Consider the following 17,656-nt stretch of genomic DNA (forward strand, 5'->3'; position numbering starts at 1 on the left):
TCATGGGAGCGAGGCTAGTGACAGTCGCTGACAATTGACAAAGCGATTCACGCGTCGGTAACTGTCACGTAGCTCACAGGTACGCTGAGCAGGGGGAAGCTCCCCTGATCCACCGAAAAGAGACTCCTTTGACCGTGTCCGCGCCCGGCCTGCGTGAGCGGAAGAAACAGCGCACCCGCGACGCGCTCGTCAGGGTAGCCCTGGAGCTCTTCACCACCCAGGGGTACGAGCGGACCACCGTCGACGAGATCGTCGAGGCGGTGGAGGTCTCCCAGCGCACGTTCTTCCGCTACTTCGCCTCCAAGGAGGAGGTCGCCTTCGCTCTCCAGCGGATCGTCGAGGAGGAGTTCGTGAGGGCGCTGGCCGCCCGCCCGCCGGAGGAGGGGCCCTTCGACGCGATGCGCAACGCCGTGCTGGCCTCCTGGGACGGGGTGGGCGACGCGATCCACGAGGTCGTCCCCATCGAGCTGTACCTGCGGAACTTCCTCATGATCGAGTCGACGCCGGCGCTGCTCGCCGCGCACCTGCGCCGGTCCAGCGAGATGGAGGAGACCGTCGCCCGGCTCGTCGCCCGCCGCGAGGGGCTCGACGTGGACGCCGACCCGCGGCCCCGGATCGCGGTGGCCGCCTTCTGTGGCGTGATGCGTGTCACGGGGCAGATGTGGGGCAAGGGGACGGACCGCACCCTGGAGGCCATCCGCGCCCTCACCGAGCGGTACCTCGACCACCTCGGCCCGGCCCTCTCCCTGCACTGGCGGGAGCCCGGGCCGCCCGGCTGACGCGCAGCCCCTAACCGGGGCCGGAATCAGGCCGCAGCCCCGAACCGGGGCCGGAAGCAAGGCGGTTCACCGCGGACGCGAGGCCGCCTCAAGACTGACCCGAGGTCGGCACGAGTCCGACGCGAGCAATCCCCGACGAGACTCCGACAAGATCCCGAGGCGGACACGAGGTGGACGCGACGCCGACGCGAGGCCGGGCGGCCGATCCCGCCACCCCGCCGGCCGACGTACCCGTGCGGGCCGCCCCCGGCCGGTCCGTCACCTCGGCCGTCTAGGGTGTGCGCCCGTGACCTCCGCCGACGTCCCGCCGTCCCTCGCCGTCCTGCGCACCCTGCTCGCGCTGGCCGTCGTCCTCGTGATGCTGGCCACCACCGGGTGGACCACCGTCCGGCACCGGCCCGCGGCCGGTCCGTCCATGGAGGCCGCGCTGGCCGCCTGGGCGCGGGAGCGGACGGCGGACGGCCCGCCGCCGGATCCGGCCACGGCCGGGCCCCGCGCGGTCGCCGCCTGGTTCGCCACCCTCGGCAGGGCCCGCGCCGAGGGCCTCGCCGAGCGGCACCCCTTCGTCGTCGGCAATCTCGACGGGGCCCCGCCCGCCCTGCGCTACCGCGCCAACCGGATCGGCCTCGCCCGCGCGCTGGCGGCCGAACGGCCCCGCCTCGACGACCCCCGGCTCTCCGCCGAGGGCCGGCACGAGGCCCGCCGACGGGTGGACCGCCTCCGGTCCCTCCTCGCCCCCGACCGCCGGATCCTCGCCTTCGACCCCACCGGCACCGGCCGGGTCGCCGAGGTCCTCGGCGACCTGGAGCGGGCCCGCCGGGTGTCGGTCGTCGTGCCCGGCGTCGACACCCACCTCCTCACCTTCCAGAAGACCCGCGGCCGGTACACCGCCCCCGTCGGCATGGCGCGCGCCCTGTACGAGGCCGAGCGGCGCACCGCCCCCGGGGCGAGGGTCGCGGTCATCGCCTGGGCCGACTACACCGCGCCCGCCCGCGTCGGCGTCGACGCGGCGACCGGGCGGCTCGCCGCCACCGGCGCCGCCCGGCTCGTCCGGCTCACCGAGGGACTGCCCGGAACGGCGCGCGTGGCGCTCTTCTGCCACAGCTACGGCTCCGTGCTCTGCGGCATCGCCGCCCCGCGACTGCCGGAGCGGGTGACGGACCTGACCGTGGCCGGCAGCCCCGGGATGCGGGTGGAGACCGCCGCCGAACTGGGCACGAGGGCGCGGATATGGGCGATGCGGGACGCGGAGGACTGGATCGCCGACGTCCCCCACCTGGAGGTCGGCGGGGTCGGGCACGGAGCGGACCCGGTGGCCCCGGAGTTCGGGGCGCGGCTGGTCTCGGCGGCTGGGGCGGCCGGGCACAGCGGCTATTTCGAGCCGGGGACGCAGAGCCTCGGGAACTTCGCGGCGATCGGCGCGGGGGCCTTCGGGCGGGTCGTCTGCGCACGTGCCGACAGCGCTTGCCACGGGGGAATCTCCGGCGGCATCGAGCTCTGACGCGCGTAGATCACGGAATTTCCCCATAGTTCCGAGGGGCGACGCACGGCCATGCGCCGCTTACGATGAGGCGCATGGGTGATGTGCTGGCCGGAATTCATGCCACCTGGGAGTTCGAGAGCGACGCCCTCGTCATCCGCTTCGAACGGGGGATCCGTACGCCGAGGCTCTTCCAGGCGCTGCGCGAGCGACGCGTGCCGTACGAGGCGCTGTCCGCGGCGACGCTCGCGCCGGGCAGGCGGGGCACCGTCGTGCTGCACGCCGTGCCGCGGCCCGGCGCCGATCCGCTGATGGAGGCGGCCGCGGGGCAGCTGAAGGAGACCTGCGACCCGTACCGCCTCGCGCTGCCCGCCGACCGCGAGGGGCTCGCCGCCGGGCTGCGCGACGAGCTGGCCGCGGTCATCCCCTCGGGGCCGTCGCATCCCCTCGATGCGCTCGATCCCCTGGATCCGGTCGACCGCTGGGACTCCGGCTTCCTGGTGGCGGCGCCGCAGGGGCCGATCTCCTTCAAGGCGTACGACGGGAAGGCGACGTTCGACGGGACGTCCGAGGTCTCCTTCCGCTGGTCGTCGACGATGGCCACCTCGGAGAAGTGGAAGACCGGGGACCAGGTCTTCCCGGTCCGGGAACTGAGCGGGGTCGAGTGGCGCACCCCGGACTCGCCCGGCGGGTACCTGCGGCTGCTGCCGCGGGGCGGCGCGCCCCGGCCCGAGCGGCCGGACCACGATCCGGCGTCGGTGGTCTTCGGACTCGGGTACGGGCCGGTGCACGACTCCCTGCCGTTCGCGGCGGCGGTCCTCGCGGCGATCCGCGCCAAGGACCGCGCTCCCGTCCCCGCGGGTGTCCTCACCGCGGCCCACGGGGACCCCGGCGCCATTGCTGAAAGGATTCGGCACCTCGGCGAACTGCACCGGGCCGGCCTGGTGACGGACGAGGAATTCGCGGCGAAGAAGACGGAACTGCTGGCCGAGCTGTAGGAGGTACGGGCTCCGGCTCCGGACGCCGACTCCGGCCCTCCACTCCGCCCCCGACCAGGGTCATACCAGGGTCCGACCCCCGATCGACCCCCCTGGTACGACGACCGGACCGGGGGCGCGAGCCTAGGCTGACCCGACATGAAAGCGTTCGAGAAGCGGCCGCGCCCCGGGCGGCTCGCGGTGCGGGTCCAGAGCTGGTCACGGTCGGCGCTCCAGGCCCTGGAGGCCACCTTCGCCACCCCCGCCGCGCCGGGCGGCGCCCCCTTCGGCGGCGCCTCGGGCCGGTGGACGCGGCTGTTGCCGTACGCGTTCGGGGTCGCCCTCGTCGCCTCCCTGCTCCCGGTCACCGTCCACCTGCTCGTCACCGACTACGGCGTGCCCGGCGCCCTCGCCGGGGCGGTCGCCACCGCGCAGACCGCGCCGCTGCTGCTCGCCACCACCCGGCCACTCCAAGCCTGGTGGGTGGTCTTCCCTGCCGACATCGTGGGGGCGCTGGTCCAGCTCGCCTCCGACGGGCCGCAGGCCCGGCTGTGGCCGTGGACGCCGCCGGCGGTCGTGGGCTACTGCGCGCTGATGCTGGCGCTGGGACTGCGCGAACCGCGCCGCACCCTGGTCGGGGTGTGGCTGGCCACCGGCGCGGCCGGCTACCTCCTGGAGCTCGTGCGGCCGTACGGCCAGTCCGGCGTCACCACCCTGCTCTTCGTGCTGAGCGGTGTGCTGCTGCTCCTGGCCTCCTCGCTGCGGGCCCGCAGCGAGGCCCAGCGCAGGCTCGCCGAGCAGGAGACGATCAGCGAGGCCGAACGGGCCCACCGCACGCTCCTGGAGGAGCGGGCCAGGATCGCGCGCGAGCTGCACGACGTCGTCGCGCACCACATGTCGGTGATCACCGTGCAGGCGGACTCCGCCCCGTACCGGATCCCCGGGCTGCCGGAGGCGGCCCGCGAGGAGTTCACGTCGATCGCGGGCAGCGCACGGGAGTCGCTGGCCGAGATGCGACGGCTGCTCGCGGTGCTCCGCAGCGACGGCAGCGAGGGCGAGCGGGCCCCGCAGCCCGGGCTCGACCGGCTCCAGCAGCTGGTGGAGGCGACCGTACGGGCCGGGCTTCCGGCCGAACTGTCGCTGGCGGCACAGCTCGTGGACGGGCGGACGGAGGTGCCGCAGGCGGTGGGCCTCTCCGCGTACCGGATCGTCCAGGAGGCCCTCGCCAACGTGGTGCGGCACGCGCCGGGCGCGCCGACCCGGGTCTCGGTGCGGGAGGACGGCTCCGGCCGGCTGACTGTCCTGGTGGTCAACGGTCCCGCCACGGAGCCGGCCTCGCCCCTGGAGACCGCGGGCACCGGACACGGCCTCGTCGGCATGCGCGAGCGCGTCCGGCTGACCGGCGGCACCCTCGACGCCGGTCCCCTGCCGGACGGCGGCTTCCGGGTCGCCGCCGACCTCCCCCTCGGCCCTGCGGACGCGGAGACGGCGCCGGGGCCGGGCCCCGGGCGTGACCCGGGCGCGAACTAGAGTCGGGCGGACAGGGGGACGTCTCGCAGACAAGGGTGCCGTGTGACCATTCGGGTGATCATCGTGGACGACCAGGCCATGGTGCGGGCGGGGTTCGCCGCGCTGCTCGCGGCCCAGGCCGACATCGACGTGGTCGGGGAGGCGCCGGACGGGCGGCAGGGCGTCGAGGTGGTGCGGGCCGTGCACCCCGACGTGGTGCTGATGGACGTGCGGATGCCGGAGCTGGACGGGCTGGCGGCGGCCCGGGAGATCCTGCACCCGCCGGCCGGGGTGGTGCACCGGCCGAAGGTGCTGATGCTGACCACCTTCGACGTCGACGACTACGTCTACGAGGCGCTGCGGGCGGGGGCCTCCGGTTTCCTGCTCAAGGACGCGCCGCCGGCCGACCTGATCGCCGCCGTACGGATCGTGGCGGCGGGCGACGCGCTGCTCGCCCCGTCCGTGACCCGGCGGCTCATCGCCGATTTCGCCGCGACCCGCCCCGCCGCCCGCAAGGACGTGACGGCGCTGCGGCTCAACGGGCTGACGCCGCGTGAGACCGAGGTGCTGGAACTGATCGCCCGGGGGCTCTCCAACCAGGAGATCGCGCAGCGGCTGGTGCTCGCCGAGCAGACCGTGAAGACCCACATCGGGCGGGTGCTCGCCAAGCTCGACCTGCGGGACCGCGCGCAGGCGGTGGTCTTCGCCTACGAGTCGGGCCTGGTGACCCCCGGGGGCTAGCCCCACCGCGCTTCGGGGGCGGTCCGCTCGTCCACCCCCTACCCGGGTACGGCACGCGGGTTGGCTCCCCGGTGTGACGTGCCGTCACCCGTCCTCTTCCTACCTTCCTCTCGCCGACGACGAGAGAGGGAGGACGGGCATGGGCCGGATCACGAGGAGCCTGGTGACCGCCGTCATGGTGACGGCGGTCGTGGCGGGGACGGCGGGCTGGGCGTCCGGGTCCGCGCAGGAGCCGGTCACCGGGCCGCCGCCGGGGACCGACGCCTGGCGGGCGGCGGGCCTGCCGGACCCGGAGCGGACGGACCCGGCCGGGATCGCCCGCTTCTTCGCCGGGCTCGGCCCCGAGGAGCGGCGCGGGCTCGTACGGACGCACCCGACGGTGGTCGGGAACCTGGACGGGGCGCCGCTGGAGCTGCGCTACGCGGCCAACTCCCTGGTCGCGCCCGCCGTTCACGCCGGGGCGCGGGTCCTGGCGTACGACTCCCGGGGCCGGGGTCAGACGGTGCTGGTGTACGGGGACCTGGCCACGGCCGAGCGGGTGGCGGTGCTGGTGCCGGGCTCGGACGTCGACTCCGGGCGGATGGGCTCCCTCACCCGGAAGGCCACCGCCCTGCGCGGGGCGACCGGCGGGCGGACCGCCGTCGTCGCCTGGGCCGGCTACACCACCCCGCTCGGCGTCGGTGTCGACGCCGCCGCCGGGGATCTGGCGGCGGCGGGCGCCGAGCGCCTCGCCCGCTTCGCGGAGGGGTTGCGGGCCGCCGGGGTGCGCCCCGAGCCGTCCTTCTTCTGCCACAGCTACGGCTCCGTGGTCTGCGGGCTCGCCGCGCACGACCTGAAGGCGAAGGACCTGGTGGTGTTCGGCTCCCCCGGGATGCGGGCGGAGAGCGCGGCGGCGCTGCGGACCACGGCCCGGGTGTGGGCGGCGAAGGACCCGACGGACTGGATCGACCGGGTGCCGTACGTGTCGGTGGGCGGGTACGGGCACGGCACCGATCCGACGGCGCCGGAGTTCGGGGCCCGGGCCGTGCCGGCCGGTGACGCGGCCGGCCACGACGGCTACTTCGCGCCCGGCACCGCCTCGCTGCGCGCCTTCGCCGCGATCGCCGAGGGGGACGTCCGATGATGACGCCCACCCGCGTGAAGGCTCCCGCCCCCGTCAGGGCCCTCGTCCGGAGGATCGAGGCCGGTACCCCCGCCCACCGCGACCGGGCCGTGGACGGGCTGCGGGCGCTCGCCCTGCTCGCCGTGCCCACCGGGCACTGGCTGCTCGGCGGATTCACGCTCTCCGCCGACGGCGCGATCCACAACGCCTCGCCGCTCGCGGCCTTCGGCGCGCTCGCCCCGGCGAGCTGGATCCTCCAGATGCTGGGGATCTTCTTCCTGGTCGGCGGCTACGCCTCCGTCCTCTCCTTCCGCCGCCGGACCGGCACCGCCCGCGCCTGGCTCGGCGGCCGGCTCGCCCGGCTCGGCCGGCCGGTGCTCGGGGTGACGGCGGTGTGGGCGGCGCTGCTGCCGCTGCTCCACCACGGCTTCGGGGTGCCGGTGGACACCCTGCGGACGGCGTCCACCCTGGTCGTCCAGCCCCTGTGGTTCGTCGGGGTGTACACGGTGGTGACGGCGCTGACCCCGCTGTGCGTGCGGGCCGCGCGCCGGTTCGGGGCGTGGTCGGCGGCCCCGCTGCTCGGCTCGGTCGCCGTCGTCGACTTCCTGCGGTACGGCCCGTACGCGGACGCCGTGCCGTCCTGGCTGAGCCTGCTGAACATCCTGCCGGGGTGGCTCTTCGCGTACCAGCTCGGCACCGCCTGGGGCGAGGGGCGGGTGGACCGCCGGCACGCCTGGGGGCTGCTGCTCGGGGGTGCGGCGCTCTTCGCGGCCCTGCTGCTCGCCTTCGGCTACCCGGCGTCGATGGTCGGCGTGCCCGGCGAGGCCCGCACGAACTCGCACCCGCCGTCGCTGCTCGTGTTGGCGCTCGCCGCGCTCCAGAGCGGGGCCGCGATCCTGCTGCGGGACCGGCTCGGCCGGTGGCTGCGGCGGCCCGCGCTCTGGGCGCCGGTGGTCGTGATCAACCTGTCGGCGATGACGATCCTGTGCTGGCACCAGACGGCGATGCTCGCGGCGGCGGTCCCCGCCTCGTACCTGGGCGAGGTGCCCGGTCTCGTCGGGGCGCCGGACTCCGTCGGCTGGATCTTGGCCCGGCTGGCCTGGATGCCGGTCTTCGCCGGCCTCCTCGTGCTGATCGGCCGGTACGCGCGCGGCTTCGAGTCGCCGTGGGCGCGCACCGGACCGGCCCGCCGCACCCTCGCGGGCGTGCTCGCGGCGGGGTTCGCGGTCTTCGCCCTGGGCCTGGCGTGAGGCCCGGGGCCCGGACGTCAGGCCTCGCGGGCGACCGAGGTGAAGCTCATGTCCGGGTAGCGGTCGCCCGCCACCAGGCCCGCGAGGGGTTCGAGGGCGGCGAGTTCGGCGGCGTCGAGGGTGATGCGGGTGGCGGCGGCGTTCTCCTCCAGACGGGACCGCTTGCGGGTGCCGGGGATCGGGACGACCGTCAGGCCGTGGACGGTGGCGCGCTGCTGGACCCAGGCGAGGGCGATCTGCGCGGGGGTCGCCCCGTGGGCGGCGGCGATCTTCCGCACCGGGTCGAGGAGTGCGGCGTTCCGCTCGGCGTTCTCGCCGGTGAAGCGGGGCTGGTGGCGGCGGAAGTCGCCGTCCGAGAGGTCCTTGCCGGCGTCCGCGAAGGCACCGGTGAGGAAGCCCCGGCCGAGCGGCGAGTACGGGACGAAGGTGACGCCCAGGTCGGCGGCGGCGGCCACGGCGGAGCGCTCGACGTCCCGGGAGAAGAGCGACCACTCCGACTGGAGGGCGGCGATGGGGTGGACCGCGAAGGCCTCCCGCAGCTCGGGTCCGGTGACCTCGCTCAGGCCGAGGTGGCGGACCTTGCCCTCGGCGACCAGCTCGGCCATCGCGCCGACGGACTCGGCGAGCGGTACGGCCGGGTCGCGGCGGTGCATGTAGTAGAGGTCGATGGTGTCGGTGCCGAGGCGGCGCAGGCTGCCCTCGACGGCCTGCCGGATGTAGGCGCGGTCGTTGCGGACGCCCCGGTGGGCGGGCCGCTCCGGGTCGCGCTCGATCGCGAACTTGGTGGCGAGGACGATCTCGTCGCGGTGCGCGGCGACGAAGGGGGCGAGGAACTCCTCGTTGGCGCCGTTGCCGTAGATGTCGGCGGTGTCGATGAGGGTGACGCCGGCCTCCAGGGCCGCGTCGAGGGTGTCGCGGGCGGCGGCCTCGTCGGTGGCGCCGTAGAACTCGCTGATGCCCATGGCGCCGAAGCCCTGGACGCCGATCTCCGGTCCGTTCCGGCCGGGGCCGAGCCGTACGGTGTCGATCTTCCCGGTGCCGGTCTTCCCGGTGCCGTCCGTGGTGCCGGTCGTGTCGGTCCCGGCGGTCGTGTCGGTCATGAGGGAGTGCCTCCGCAGATGGTTCCGTAGTGGTCGATCTTGAGGTCGAGCACGGCGAGCGTGGACCGGAGCTCCTCGATCCGGGCCAGCACGTCCCGGCGGGTGGCCTCCAGGAGGGCCCGGCGCTCTCCGTGGGTGTGCTCGCCCTCCCGGACCAGTTCGGCGTAGCGGACCATGTCCGCGACCGGCATCCCGGTCAGCCGGAGCTTGCCGACGAAGTCCAGCCAGGAGAGGTCCCGCTCGGTGAACCGGCGCTGCCCGGTGTGCGACCGGTCGACGTGTGGCATGAGGCCGATCCGCTCGTACCAGCGCAGGGTGTGCGCGGTGAGTCCGGTCAGGGCGGCGACCTCGCTGATCGTGTAGCGGTCCTTGCGGGCGGCCGGCGGCCGGGTGGTGCTCTCGATCACGCTCATGCCCCCACGCTAAAAGGTTGGAGCGCACTCCAAGCAAGTAGGCTCGGCCCCATGGAGAGCAGCAGCGTGCCCAGCCTGGCGGCGACAGAGAACTGGCCCGTCCCCACCGCGGCGGTGGCCGTGGTCCGCGCGGACGGCACGGTGGCCGGGAGCCACGGCCCGACCGGGCAGCGCTTCCCGCTCGCCTCGGTGACCAAGCCGCTGGCGGCGTACGCGGTCCTCGTCGCGTACGAGGAGGGGGCGATCGACCTCGACGAGCCGGCCGGGCCCGAGGGCGCGACCGTGCGCCACCTGCTCGCCCACACCTCGGGGCTCGCCTTCGACGAGAACCGGGTCCAGGCCGCGCCGGGCACCCGCCGGATCTACTCCAACACCGGCTTCGAGGTCCTGGGCGACCTGGTCGCCAAGGCGACCGACATCCCCTTCGCCGACTACCTGCACCAGGCGGTCCTGGCGCCCCTCGGCATGACGGCGACCACCCTGGAGGGCTCCCCCGCCAAGGACGCGGTGTCGACCGTCGACGACCTGGTGCGGTTCGCGGCCGAGGTGCAGGCGCCCCGGCTGCTCGACGCCCGCACGGTCCTGGACGCGATGACCGTCACGTACCCCGGGCTCACCGGCATCCTGCCCGGCTACGGGCACCAGCGGCCCAACGACTGGGGGCTCGGCTTCGAGATCCGGGGCGCCAAGTCCCCGCACTGGACCGGCACGACCTCCTCGCCGCGCACCTTCGGCCACTTCGGCCAGTCCGGCACCTTCCTGTGGATCGACCCGGACGTCCGCGCCGCCTGTGTGGCGCTCACCGACCGGGCCTTCGGGCCGTGGGCGATCGAGGCGTGGACGCCGTTCACGGACGCGGTCCTCGCCGACCTGCGGCGCTGACCTCACGGGCCGGCCCGCGGCGCTGATCCGCGGCCGCGGCCTCAGCGGGCCGCGGCCTCGCAGGTGGTGGCCGGGAGGGTCCCGTCCGGGCCCTCGACGGTCACCGGGACCGTGCCGGAGCGGTCCACGGCGTGGGCGGCCGTGCACACCAGCTGGACGACCGCGCCGCGCGACAGCTCCCGCGCCGCGAAGGGGGTGCGGAGCCGGATCCCGCCCGCGAGCTCGGACTCGACGCGGATCGGCTCGCGGCTCTCGGGCAGCTCGGTGGTGAGTCCCGCCTGATGCTCGGCGCCGCCGGGTCCGGCGAGCAGGGCGGCGAGCACCTTCGTGGTGGCGAGGGAGGAGCCGTACGGCGGCTCGTCCGCGGGCTCGAAGCCGGGACCGACCCCGGTGGAGGCCGCGTCGCCCGGGCCGCCGTCCGCCCAGGTCCGCTCGGGGAGGGGCACGAAGGTGGTGCCGGTGTCCCGGGAGACCGGCATCGGCGCCCCGTCGGGGCCGAGGAAGTACAGCAGCGTCCGGCTCTCCGGTATCGGCTGGACGACGACGGTCGGCGCGCCGCCCGCCTCCACGACGTCGCTGCCCTGGATGCCGCAGCCGGCGGCCAGCGGCAGCGCGGCGAGCAGCGCGCCCAGCGCGGGCCGGCGCCTCACAGCGGGATCCTCACCGTGAACACCGCGCCGCCCGCCGGCTGGTTGGCGGCCTCGACGGTGCCGCCGTGCAGCCGGACGTTCTCCTCGGTGATCGCCAGGCCGAGGCCGCTGCCGGCCGAGCGGGCACGGGCCGGGTCGGCCTTGTAGAAGCGCTCGAAGACGTGCGGCAGGACGTCCGGGTGGATGCCGGGGCCCCGGTCGGAGACCTGGACGACGAGCGTCCCGCCGTCGGCGCGCACCCGGACGGTGACCGGGGCGCGGCCGTGCCGCAGCGCGTTCCCGACGAGGTTGGCGACGACGACGTCGAAGCGGCGGGGGTCGAGCCGGGCCCTGATGCCCTCGTCGAGGAGGGCGTGGACCTGCTGGGGGTCCGTCCAGCGCCGGCTGCTGAGGGTCTTGCGGACGCAGTCGGCGACGTCGACCTCGTCGGTGTGGAGCTCGGCGGCGCGGGCGTCGAAACGGGAGATCTCCATCAGGTCCTCGACGAGCACGGCGAGCTTGACGGTCTCCGCGCTGATCAGCCGGACCGCGCGGGCCGTGTCGTCGTCGAGGGTGCCCGCGTCCTCGTCGAGGACCTCGGTGACGGCGAGCATCCCGGCGAGCGGGGTGCGCAGTTCGTGCGAGACGTCGGAGGCGAAGCGGCGGGCGCGGGCCTCGGCGCGGCGCAGTTCGGTGACGGAGCGCTCCAGTTCGGCCGCGGACTCGTTGAAGGTCCGCGCCAGGTCGGCGAGTTCGTCGCTGCCCTTGGCGTGGATGCGGGTGTCGAGCCGGCCTCGGCCCATGCTGGCGGCGGCGTGGCGGAGTTCGCGGACCGGGCGCAGGACGCCGCGGGCGGCGATCAGGGCCGGGATCAGGGCGATGGCGAGGGCGGGCAGGGCGCCGTCGCGGGCGGCGGTGACGAGGGCCTCGATGTTGGCCTCGTCCTCGCCCAGTTCCATCACGGCGTACAGGACGAGGCCGGTGGGCCGGGGCTCGCCTCCGACCTCGGTGAGGAAGACGGCGGGGACGGCGATGGTCAGGTACGGGGTGCCGTGCCTGACGACGCGCTGGAAGCCGGTGTGCGGGGTCGTCTCGCGCGCGTGGACGCGGGCCCGCAGCTCCGGGGTGAGGACGGAGGAGGTGGGGCGGTCGGTGGAGGAGACGCGGAGGGTGCCGTACTCGGCGTAGACCCGCCAGGGGCGGGGCTTGCCCTGCCGGGCGATGTGCAGGAGCCGGTCGCGGAGGGAGTCCTCGTCGAGGGGCAGGGTGATGTTGAGGTCCTCGACCTGCTGCCGGAAGGCGGAGACGGCGGTGTTCTGCGTCTGCTCCAGGATGGCGCTGCGGGCGGCCCGGTAGGTGAGCGCGGCGGTGGTGCCGCAGCCGACGGCCGCGACGAGCAGGAACGCGAACACCAGCCGCGTCCGCAGCCCGAACGGCCGGGGCCTGCGCCCCCGCGCCCGGCCCCGGCGGCCCCGCGACGGGGAGTCCTCCTGCCGGGCGGCGGCCACGGCCTCCCGGGCACCGTGCTCAGGGTCGGTGCCGCGCGCGGCCCCGGCGGCGTGCGCGTACGCGGCCGGGCCGGTCCCGTGCGCGGCCGGGCCGGTCCCGTGCGCCTTCGGCCCGGGGGTGCGCGCCATTGGTCCCGGCTCGTACACCGCCGGGCCGGGCTTGTATGCCGTCGGGCCGAGCTCGTACGCCGCCGGGCCGAACGGGTGTGCCGTCGGACCAGGCTCGTACGCCTCCGGCCCGGGTGCGTGCGCAGACGGTCCCGGCCCGTACGCCGTCGGCCCGGGGGTGTGTTCCGTGCCCGGGTCCTCGCCGGGGCCGCGGGTCCTCACAGGGGTCCGAAGCGGTAGCCGAAGCCGCGCAGGGTCTGGATGTAGCGGGGGTCCCCGGGGGTGTCCTCGATCTTGGCGCGGAGGCGGCGCACGCAGGCGTCCACCAGGCGGGCGTCGCCGTGGTAGTTGTGCTCCCACACGTGTTCCAGGAGCTGCTGGCGGCTGAAGACCTGCTCGGGGGCGGCGGTGAGGTGGAGCAGGAGCTTCAGCTCGGACGGGGCGAGGGCGAGGCGCTCGCCGTTCTTCGCGACGGTGAGACCGGCCCGGTCGACGGCGAGGGCGCCGTGGTGCTCGACGGCGGGGCGGCCGCCGCCGATGTCCTCGATGCGGCGCAGGACGGCCCGGATGCGGGCCTCGATGACCTCGGTGCGGGCCGGCTTGACGATGTAGTCGTCGGCGCCCGCCTCCAGGCCGATGACGACGTCGAAGTCGTCGCCCCGGGCGGTCAGCATGATGATCGGCAGCTGGCTGTCCTCGCGGACCCGGCGGCAGACCTGGACGCCGTTCATGCCGGGCAGCATGAGGTCGAGCAGCAGCAGGTCGGGGCGGAACTCACCGAGCGCGGCGAGCCCGGCCTCCCCGGTGGCGGCGGTGCGCACCTCGTGCCCGCGGCGCCGGAGCCCGAGCTCGACGCCTTCGCGGACCGAGGGGTCGTCTTCGATGAGGAGCACACGAGGCATTCGTGGAGTATCCCAAGGTCGGTGGCGGCCCTCGCGGGAGGGCCCCGGTGGTCAGGTCCGGCGGGTGAGCCGCCCGGTGGCGGTCTTGAGCAGGGCGGAGACCTCGGTGAGGCGCAGCGGCCCGGCCAGCAGGACGAAGGAGCCGAGGACGGCGGCCGCGCCCGCGAGACCGGAGACGACGGCGCCCGCGAAGGCGGTTCCGTCGACGGCGAAGACGCCGTAGCCGGTGGCGGGGACGGCGGCGAGCAGCAGCCGGCCGAGGCCGGTGCCGCCGTCGTCGGCCGCGGGCAGCCGGCGCCGGAGGACGTACGCGGTGAGCGCCCAGCCCGCCCAGAGGGCGACCGAGTAGCCGGCGGCCATGCCGGTGACCGTCCAGCGGGTGGGCAGCCAGTGGTACGCGGCGAGCGAGAGCAGCGCGTTGAGGCCCGCGATCACCAGGTTGAGCAGGAAGGGGGTGCGGGTGTCGCGGAGCGCGTAGAAGGCGCGGGTGCACACGTACTGCCCGGAGAGGGCGATCAGGCCGGGGGCGAGGGCCGTGAGCGTCCAGGCCATGGCGCGGACGTCGGCGGGGTCGGTCGCGCCGTATCCGAAGACCACCGACATGAGCGGGCCCGCGAGGGCGAAGAGGGCGCAGGCGGCGGGGACGACGGCGGCGGCCGTGGTGCGCTGGGCGTAGCCGACGTCGCGGCGGACGGCGGCGAGGTCGCCGTCGGCGGCGGCGCCGCTCATCCGGGGCATGAGGGCGGTGACCAGGGAGACGGTGACGATGCCGTGCGGGACGGCCCACAGGAGGTAGGCGTTGTTGTACGCGGCGAGGCCCGCGCCTCCGGTGGCCGTCTCCCTGCCCGCGGAGGTCGCGACCCAGGTGGTGACCCAGTACGCGGCCTGGTTGGTGAGGACGAGGAGGACGAGCCAGCCGGCGGCGCGCAGCGGGGCGGTGAGGCCGCTGCCGCGCCAGTCGAAGCGGGGCCGGAAGCGGAAGCGGGCGGCGCGCAGCGAGGGCAGCAGGGCGAGGGCCTGGGCGGCGATGCCGGCGGTGGTGCCCCAGCCGAGGAGGGCGGTCTCGCCGGCGGTGAGCTCGCCGCCGTCGCTCACGGCGAGGAAGAGGCCGAAGACGGCGACGACCACGACGTTGTTGAGGACCGGGGTCCACATCATGGCGCCGAAGCGGCCGCGGGCGTTGAGGACCTGCCCGAGGAGGGTGAAGAGGCCGAGGAAGAGGATCTGCGGGAGGCACGCGCGCGTGAAGGCGATCGTCAGGTCCCGCTGGCCGCCGCCGTAGTCGGTGTAGCCGTCGACGAGCGCGGGCGCGGCGAGGACGGCGCCGGCGGTGAGGACGACGAGGGCGAGGCCGCAGACGGTGAGGAGCCGGTCGGTGTAGGCGACGCCGCCGTCCTCGTGTTCCTTGGCGGCCTTGACCAGTTCGGGCACGAAGACGGCGTTGAGGGCGCCGCCGAGGAGCAGGGTGTAGACGATGGTGGGGACGGAGTTGCCCACCGCGTAGCCGTCGGCGACCATGCCCGCGCCGAGCGCGGCGGCGACGACGGCGGCGCGGACGAAGCCGGTGGCGCGGGAGACGAGCGAGCCGGCGGCCATGAAGGCGCCGCTGCGCAGCGCGGACGCGGGCTTGCGCCGGCTCGGGGCGGGCGCGGCAAGGGTGGTGCCGGCGCTCATCGGCGGTTCAGGTAGGCCTGGAAGGCGCGGTACAGCGCCTGGTTGGTCGTGCCGTGCATCGGTGTCTCCCACTCCCCCAGCGTCTCGACGACCTGTCCGCCCGTGCCGAGCTTCCAGCGCAGCAGCCCGTGGGCGCGGTCGTCCGGATCGAGGGTGGAGGGTACCCCGCGCAGGTCGTATACGTCGGCCCCGAGGGCGTGGGCGTCGAGCAGCATCCGCCACTGGAGGGCGTTGGAGGGGCGGACCTCGCGGCGGTGGTCGGCGGAGGCTCCGGTCTGGTACCAGACCCGCCGGCCGACGGTGATCATGGTGTGGGCGGCGAGGATCTCGCCCTGGTGGCGGGCGAGGTAGAGCTTCATCCGGCCCGCGTGCTCGGCGTTGAGGACGGCGTACTGGCGTTCGTAGTAGGCGAGGGAGCGGCCCAGGCGGAAGCCGTCGCGCTCCTCCGTGACGCGCAGCAGCCGGTGGAACTCCGGCAGGTCGGCGGCGGAGCCGACGGTGATCTCGACGCCGGCCTTGCGGGCCTTGCGGACGTTGCGCCGCCACTCCTGGTTGAGGCCGGACCACAGGTCGTCGGGGGTGCGGCCGGTGAGCGGGACCTGGAAGACGTGGCGGGGCTGGGCGTCGGCGCCGTCCTCGGAGTCGCCGCCGCAGCGCTTCCAGCCGCGGGCCCGGAGCCGTTCGGAGACGGCGGTGCCGAGCGGGTCGACCTCGTCGGCGAGGACGTCGCCGAGGCGGCGGCCGGGCCCGGTGGCGGCCTTGACGGTGGCGGCGGTCCAGCGGCGGTGGGCAGGCCCGGGGCCGATACGGACGGCGAAGGCGCCGGAGGCCTTCAGATGGGCGAGGAGCGGGTCGAGCCAGCGGTCGAGGTCCGGGTCGGCCCAGTCGGCGACCGGTCCCTCGGGGAGGTAGGCGAAGTGCTTGCGGGTGCCGGGGAAGGTCCGCAGCAGGACGAGGGCGACGCCGGTGAGGGCACCCGAATCCGGTCCCCAGCCGACGAGTTGGTGGCTCCAGCCCTCCTTCACCGCGGCCCAGGCGGGGAGTTGGAGGAAGCTGGGGCCGTCCGCGCCCGTGGAGCGGGCCGCGAGGAAGGCGCGGTACACCTCCGGGGAGACGGGGCCGAGCCGCAGCGGGCCGGCGGGCGACGGCGCGGCGGCGGGGCGGCGCTTCACGGGTGCGGGCGTCACGAGCAGCGCTGACACAACGGGAGCCTCCTTGTCGGCCGCCCCTCGGTGGCGCGGCGCACAGCAGGCTCACAGCCGGATGAGACGGGTCCGCGCGGCGTGTGTGACGGGACGATGACCGTTTTCCACCAGCGCCCGTCACATGGGCCTCCGGCGGGGCCGGGGGGCTCCAGGGCCGCCTAGAGTCCGGGCATCCCACCCTTTTCTCTCCTCTTCCGGAGGTGTCCCGTGCCGCCGATACGCACGTCCCGGCCCGCCCTTGCCGCCGTCGCCCTGGCCGTCTCCCTCACCGCCTGCACGGCCCAGGCGGCGAGCGGTCCCGGCTCGTCCGCCACCGCCCCCTCGGGCGGGGCCGGGGACGGCGGGGCTCCCGCCCGGGTGACCGTGGCGAAGCCGGAGGCCGGGAAGCAGGTGACGGTGACGGCGGACGGCGGGACGATCGCTTCGGTGACGGTCACGGACGCGGACGGCGGGCGGCTCGTCGGCAGGTCCGCGGCGGGCGGGGCCCGCTGGACCTCGGACCGCAAGGCGGTGCCGGGGGCCGCGTACACCGTCGAGGTCGTCTCCCGGGGCGCGGGCGGCAAGGAGGCGACGACGCGGTCCGCCTTCACCACGGACAAGGCCGACCGGGTCAACAAGCTGACCCTGGCGCCCGGGAAGAACACGACGGTCGGCATCGGGCAGCCGCTGTCGATCGTCTTCGACCGGCCGGTGAAGCGGAAGGCGGACGTGGAACGGCAGTTGAAGGTGACGACGTCCAACGGCACCGAGGGGTCGTGGGGTTGGGTCACCGACTACTCCGGACGGGACCGGGCCGACTGGCGGCCCCGGGAGTACTGGAAGCCGGGGACGAGGGTCACGCTGGAGGCGGACCTGAACGGCACGGACTCCGGCGACGGCTGGTTCGTCCGCGACTACCGGACCGGATTCACGATCGGCGCCTCGCAGGTGGTGAAGGTCGACCTGGACGCGAAGCGGCTGTCGCTGGTCAAAGACGGGCGGACGGTGCGGACCATTCCCGTCTCGGGCGGGACACCGGGCGGCGACAAGCGGTCGTGGCGGGGGACGGCCGTGCTCATGGCCAAGGAGGGGACGATCCGGATGAACTCCGAGACGGTCGGCCTCGGCGACGCGTACGACAAGATGGTCGACTACTCGATGCGGCTGACCTGGTCCGGGATGTACGCGCACGCGGCGCCGTGGAACGCGGGGAACTTCGGGGTCGCCAACCGCAGTTCCGGCTGCATCGGCATGAGCACCGCCGACGCGAAGTCCTTCTACGCGAGCGTGAACGTCGGGGACCCGTTCGAGATCCGCGGCGGCGACACGAAGGGGGTCGTCGCCGAGGGCAACGGCTACGGGGCGTGGAACCTGTCCTGGCCGGAGTGGAAGGCGAAGAGCGCGGTGCGCTGACGGCG

Annotated in this window: 16 protein-coding genes; 9 read left to right on the plus strand and 7 right to left on the minus strand. The window is 75.1% G+C overall.

Annotation, left to right across the window (positions count from 1 at the left end; translation table 11 throughout):
- Positions 1 to 134: 134 nt before the first annotated feature.
- The 7 genes from ACFZCF_RS02895 to ACFZCF_RS02925 all read left to right on the plus strand — a co-directional run bounded on the left by ACFZCF_RS02895 (position 135) and on the right by ACFZCF_RS02925 (position 7,838).
- Positions 135 to 779, plus strand: coding sequence for a TetR family transcriptional regulator (locus tag ACFZCF_RS02895; RefSeq protein ID WP_388441766.1), 645 nt, complete (start codon positions 135 to 137; stop codon positions 777 to 779).
- Between the two features lie 286 nt (positions 780 to 1,065).
- Positions 1,066 to 2,280 carry an alpha/beta hydrolase gene (locus tag ACFZCF_RS02900; RefSeq protein WP_391284197.1) on the plus strand — a complete coding sequence of 405 codons (1,215 nt, stop codon included), beginning with the start codon at positions 1,066 to 1,068 and terminating at the stop codon, positions 2,278 to 2,280.
- Between the two features lie 74 nt (positions 2,281 to 2,354).
- Complete coding sequence (locus ACFZCF_RS02905) at positions 2,355 to 3,257, plus strand: DUF4429 domain-containing protein (protein ID WP_388440395.1); 903 nt, start codon at positions 2,355 to 2,357, stop codon at positions 3,255 to 3,257.
- Between the two features lie 138 nt (positions 3,258 to 3,395).
- Complete coding sequence (locus ACFZCF_RS02910) at positions 3,396 to 4,766, plus strand: histidine kinase (protein WP_391284199.1); 1,371 nt, start codon at positions 3,396 to 3,398, stop codon at positions 4,764 to 4,766.
- A 42-nt stretch (positions 4,767 to 4,808) separates the two neighbouring features.
- Positions 4,809 to 5,486: a response regulator gene (locus tag ACFZCF_RS02915; RefSeq protein ID WP_391284201.1), complete on the plus strand. Its 678-nt coding sequence runs from the start codon at positions 4,809 to 4,811 to the stop codon at positions 5,484 to 5,486.
- A 139-nt stretch (positions 5,487 to 5,625) separates the two neighbouring features.
- Positions 5,626 to 6,609, plus strand: coding sequence for an alpha/beta hydrolase (locus tag ACFZCF_RS02920; RefSeq protein WP_391284203.1), 984 nt, complete (start codon positions 5,626 to 5,628; stop codon positions 6,607 to 6,609).
- A complete protein-coding gene (locus tag ACFZCF_RS02925; protein WP_391284770.1) occupies positions 6,609 to 7,838 on the plus strand; it encodes an acyltransferase family protein in 1,230 nt (409 codons plus the stop codon). Before ACFZCF_RS02920 ends, ACFZCF_RS02925 begins: the two co-directional genes overlap by 1 nt.
- 17 nt (positions 7,839 to 7,855) lie before the next feature.
- Here ACFZCF_RS02925 and ACFZCF_RS02930 read toward each other — a convergent pair whose 3' ends face one another.
- Positions 7,856 to 8,938 carry an aldo/keto reductase gene (locus ACFZCF_RS02930; protein ID WP_391284205.1) on the minus strand — a complete coding sequence of 361 codons (1,083 nt, stop codon included), beginning with the start codon at positions 8,936 to 8,938 and terminating at the stop codon, positions 7,856 to 7,858.
- Complete coding sequence (locus ACFZCF_RS02935) at positions 8,935 to 9,351, minus strand: MerR family transcriptional regulator (protein WP_359522049.1); 417 nt, start codon at positions 9,349 to 9,351, stop codon at positions 8,935 to 8,937. Before ACFZCF_RS02935 ends, ACFZCF_RS02930 begins: the two co-directional genes overlap by 4 nt.
- Positions 9,352 to 9,402: 51 nt before the next feature.
- Between ACFZCF_RS02935 and ACFZCF_RS02940 the strand changes: the two genes are divergently transcribed.
- On the plus strand, positions 9,403 to 10,233 hold the full coding sequence (locus ACFZCF_RS02940; RefSeq protein WP_388440412.1) for a serine hydrolase domain-containing protein: 831 nt from the start codon (positions 9,403 to 9,405) through the stop codon (positions 10,231 to 10,233).
- Between the two features lie 41 nt (positions 10,234 to 10,274).
- Here the strand turns inward: ACFZCF_RS02940 and ACFZCF_RS02945 are convergent, their stop codons facing one another.
- From ACFZCF_RS02945 to ACFZCF_RS02965, 5 genes are all read right to left on the minus strand, one after another.
- Entirely contained in the window at positions 10,275 to 10,883 is a 609-nt protein-coding gene (locus tag ACFZCF_RS02945) for a hypothetical protein (RefSeq protein WP_388440415.1), read from the minus strand.
- Complete coding sequence (locus ACFZCF_RS02950) at positions 10,880 to 12,499, minus strand: ATP-binding protein (protein ID WP_391284209.1); 1,620 nt, start codon at positions 12,497 to 12,499, stop codon at positions 10,880 to 10,882. The genes ACFZCF_RS02945 and ACFZCF_RS02950 overlap by 4 nt, the downstream gene beginning before the upstream one ends.
- 197 nt (positions 12,500 to 12,696) lie before the next feature.
- Positions 12,697 to 13,380: a response regulator gene (locus ACFZCF_RS02955; protein WP_388440421.1), complete on the minus strand. Its 684-nt coding sequence runs from the start codon at positions 13,378 to 13,380 to the stop codon at positions 12,697 to 12,699.
- Positions 13,381 to 13,431: 51 nt separating this feature from the next.
- A complete protein-coding gene (murJ, locus tag ACFZCF_RS02960) occupies positions 13,432 to 15,054 on the minus strand; it encodes a murein biosynthesis integral membrane protein MurJ (protein WP_391284212.1) in 1,623 nt (540 codons plus the stop codon).
- On the minus strand, positions 15,051 to 16,184 hold the full coding sequence (locus tag ACFZCF_RS02965) for a lipid II:glycine glycyltransferase FemX (protein WP_388441772.1): 1,134 nt from the start codon (positions 16,182 to 16,184) through the stop codon (positions 15,051 to 15,053). The genes murJ and ACFZCF_RS02965 overlap by 4 nt, the downstream gene beginning before the upstream one ends.
- A 282-nt stretch (positions 16,185 to 16,466) precedes the next feature.
- Here ACFZCF_RS02965 and ACFZCF_RS02970 point away from each other — a divergent pair, with 282 nt between their 5' ends.
- Positions 16,467 to 17,651 (plus strand): Ig-like domain-containing protein, encoded by a 1,185-nt coding sequence (locus ACFZCF_RS02970; RefSeq protein WP_391284214.1) that lies wholly within the window; start codon positions 16,467 to 16,469, stop codon positions 17,649 to 17,651.
- Positions 17,652 to 17,656: the final 5 nt, after the last annotated feature.

The sequence above is a fragment of the Streptomyces sp. NPDC007945 genome (assembly GCF_042958885.1).
Taxonomy (GTDB): Bacteria; Actinomycetota; Actinomycetes; order Streptomycetales; family Streptomycetaceae; genus Streptomyces.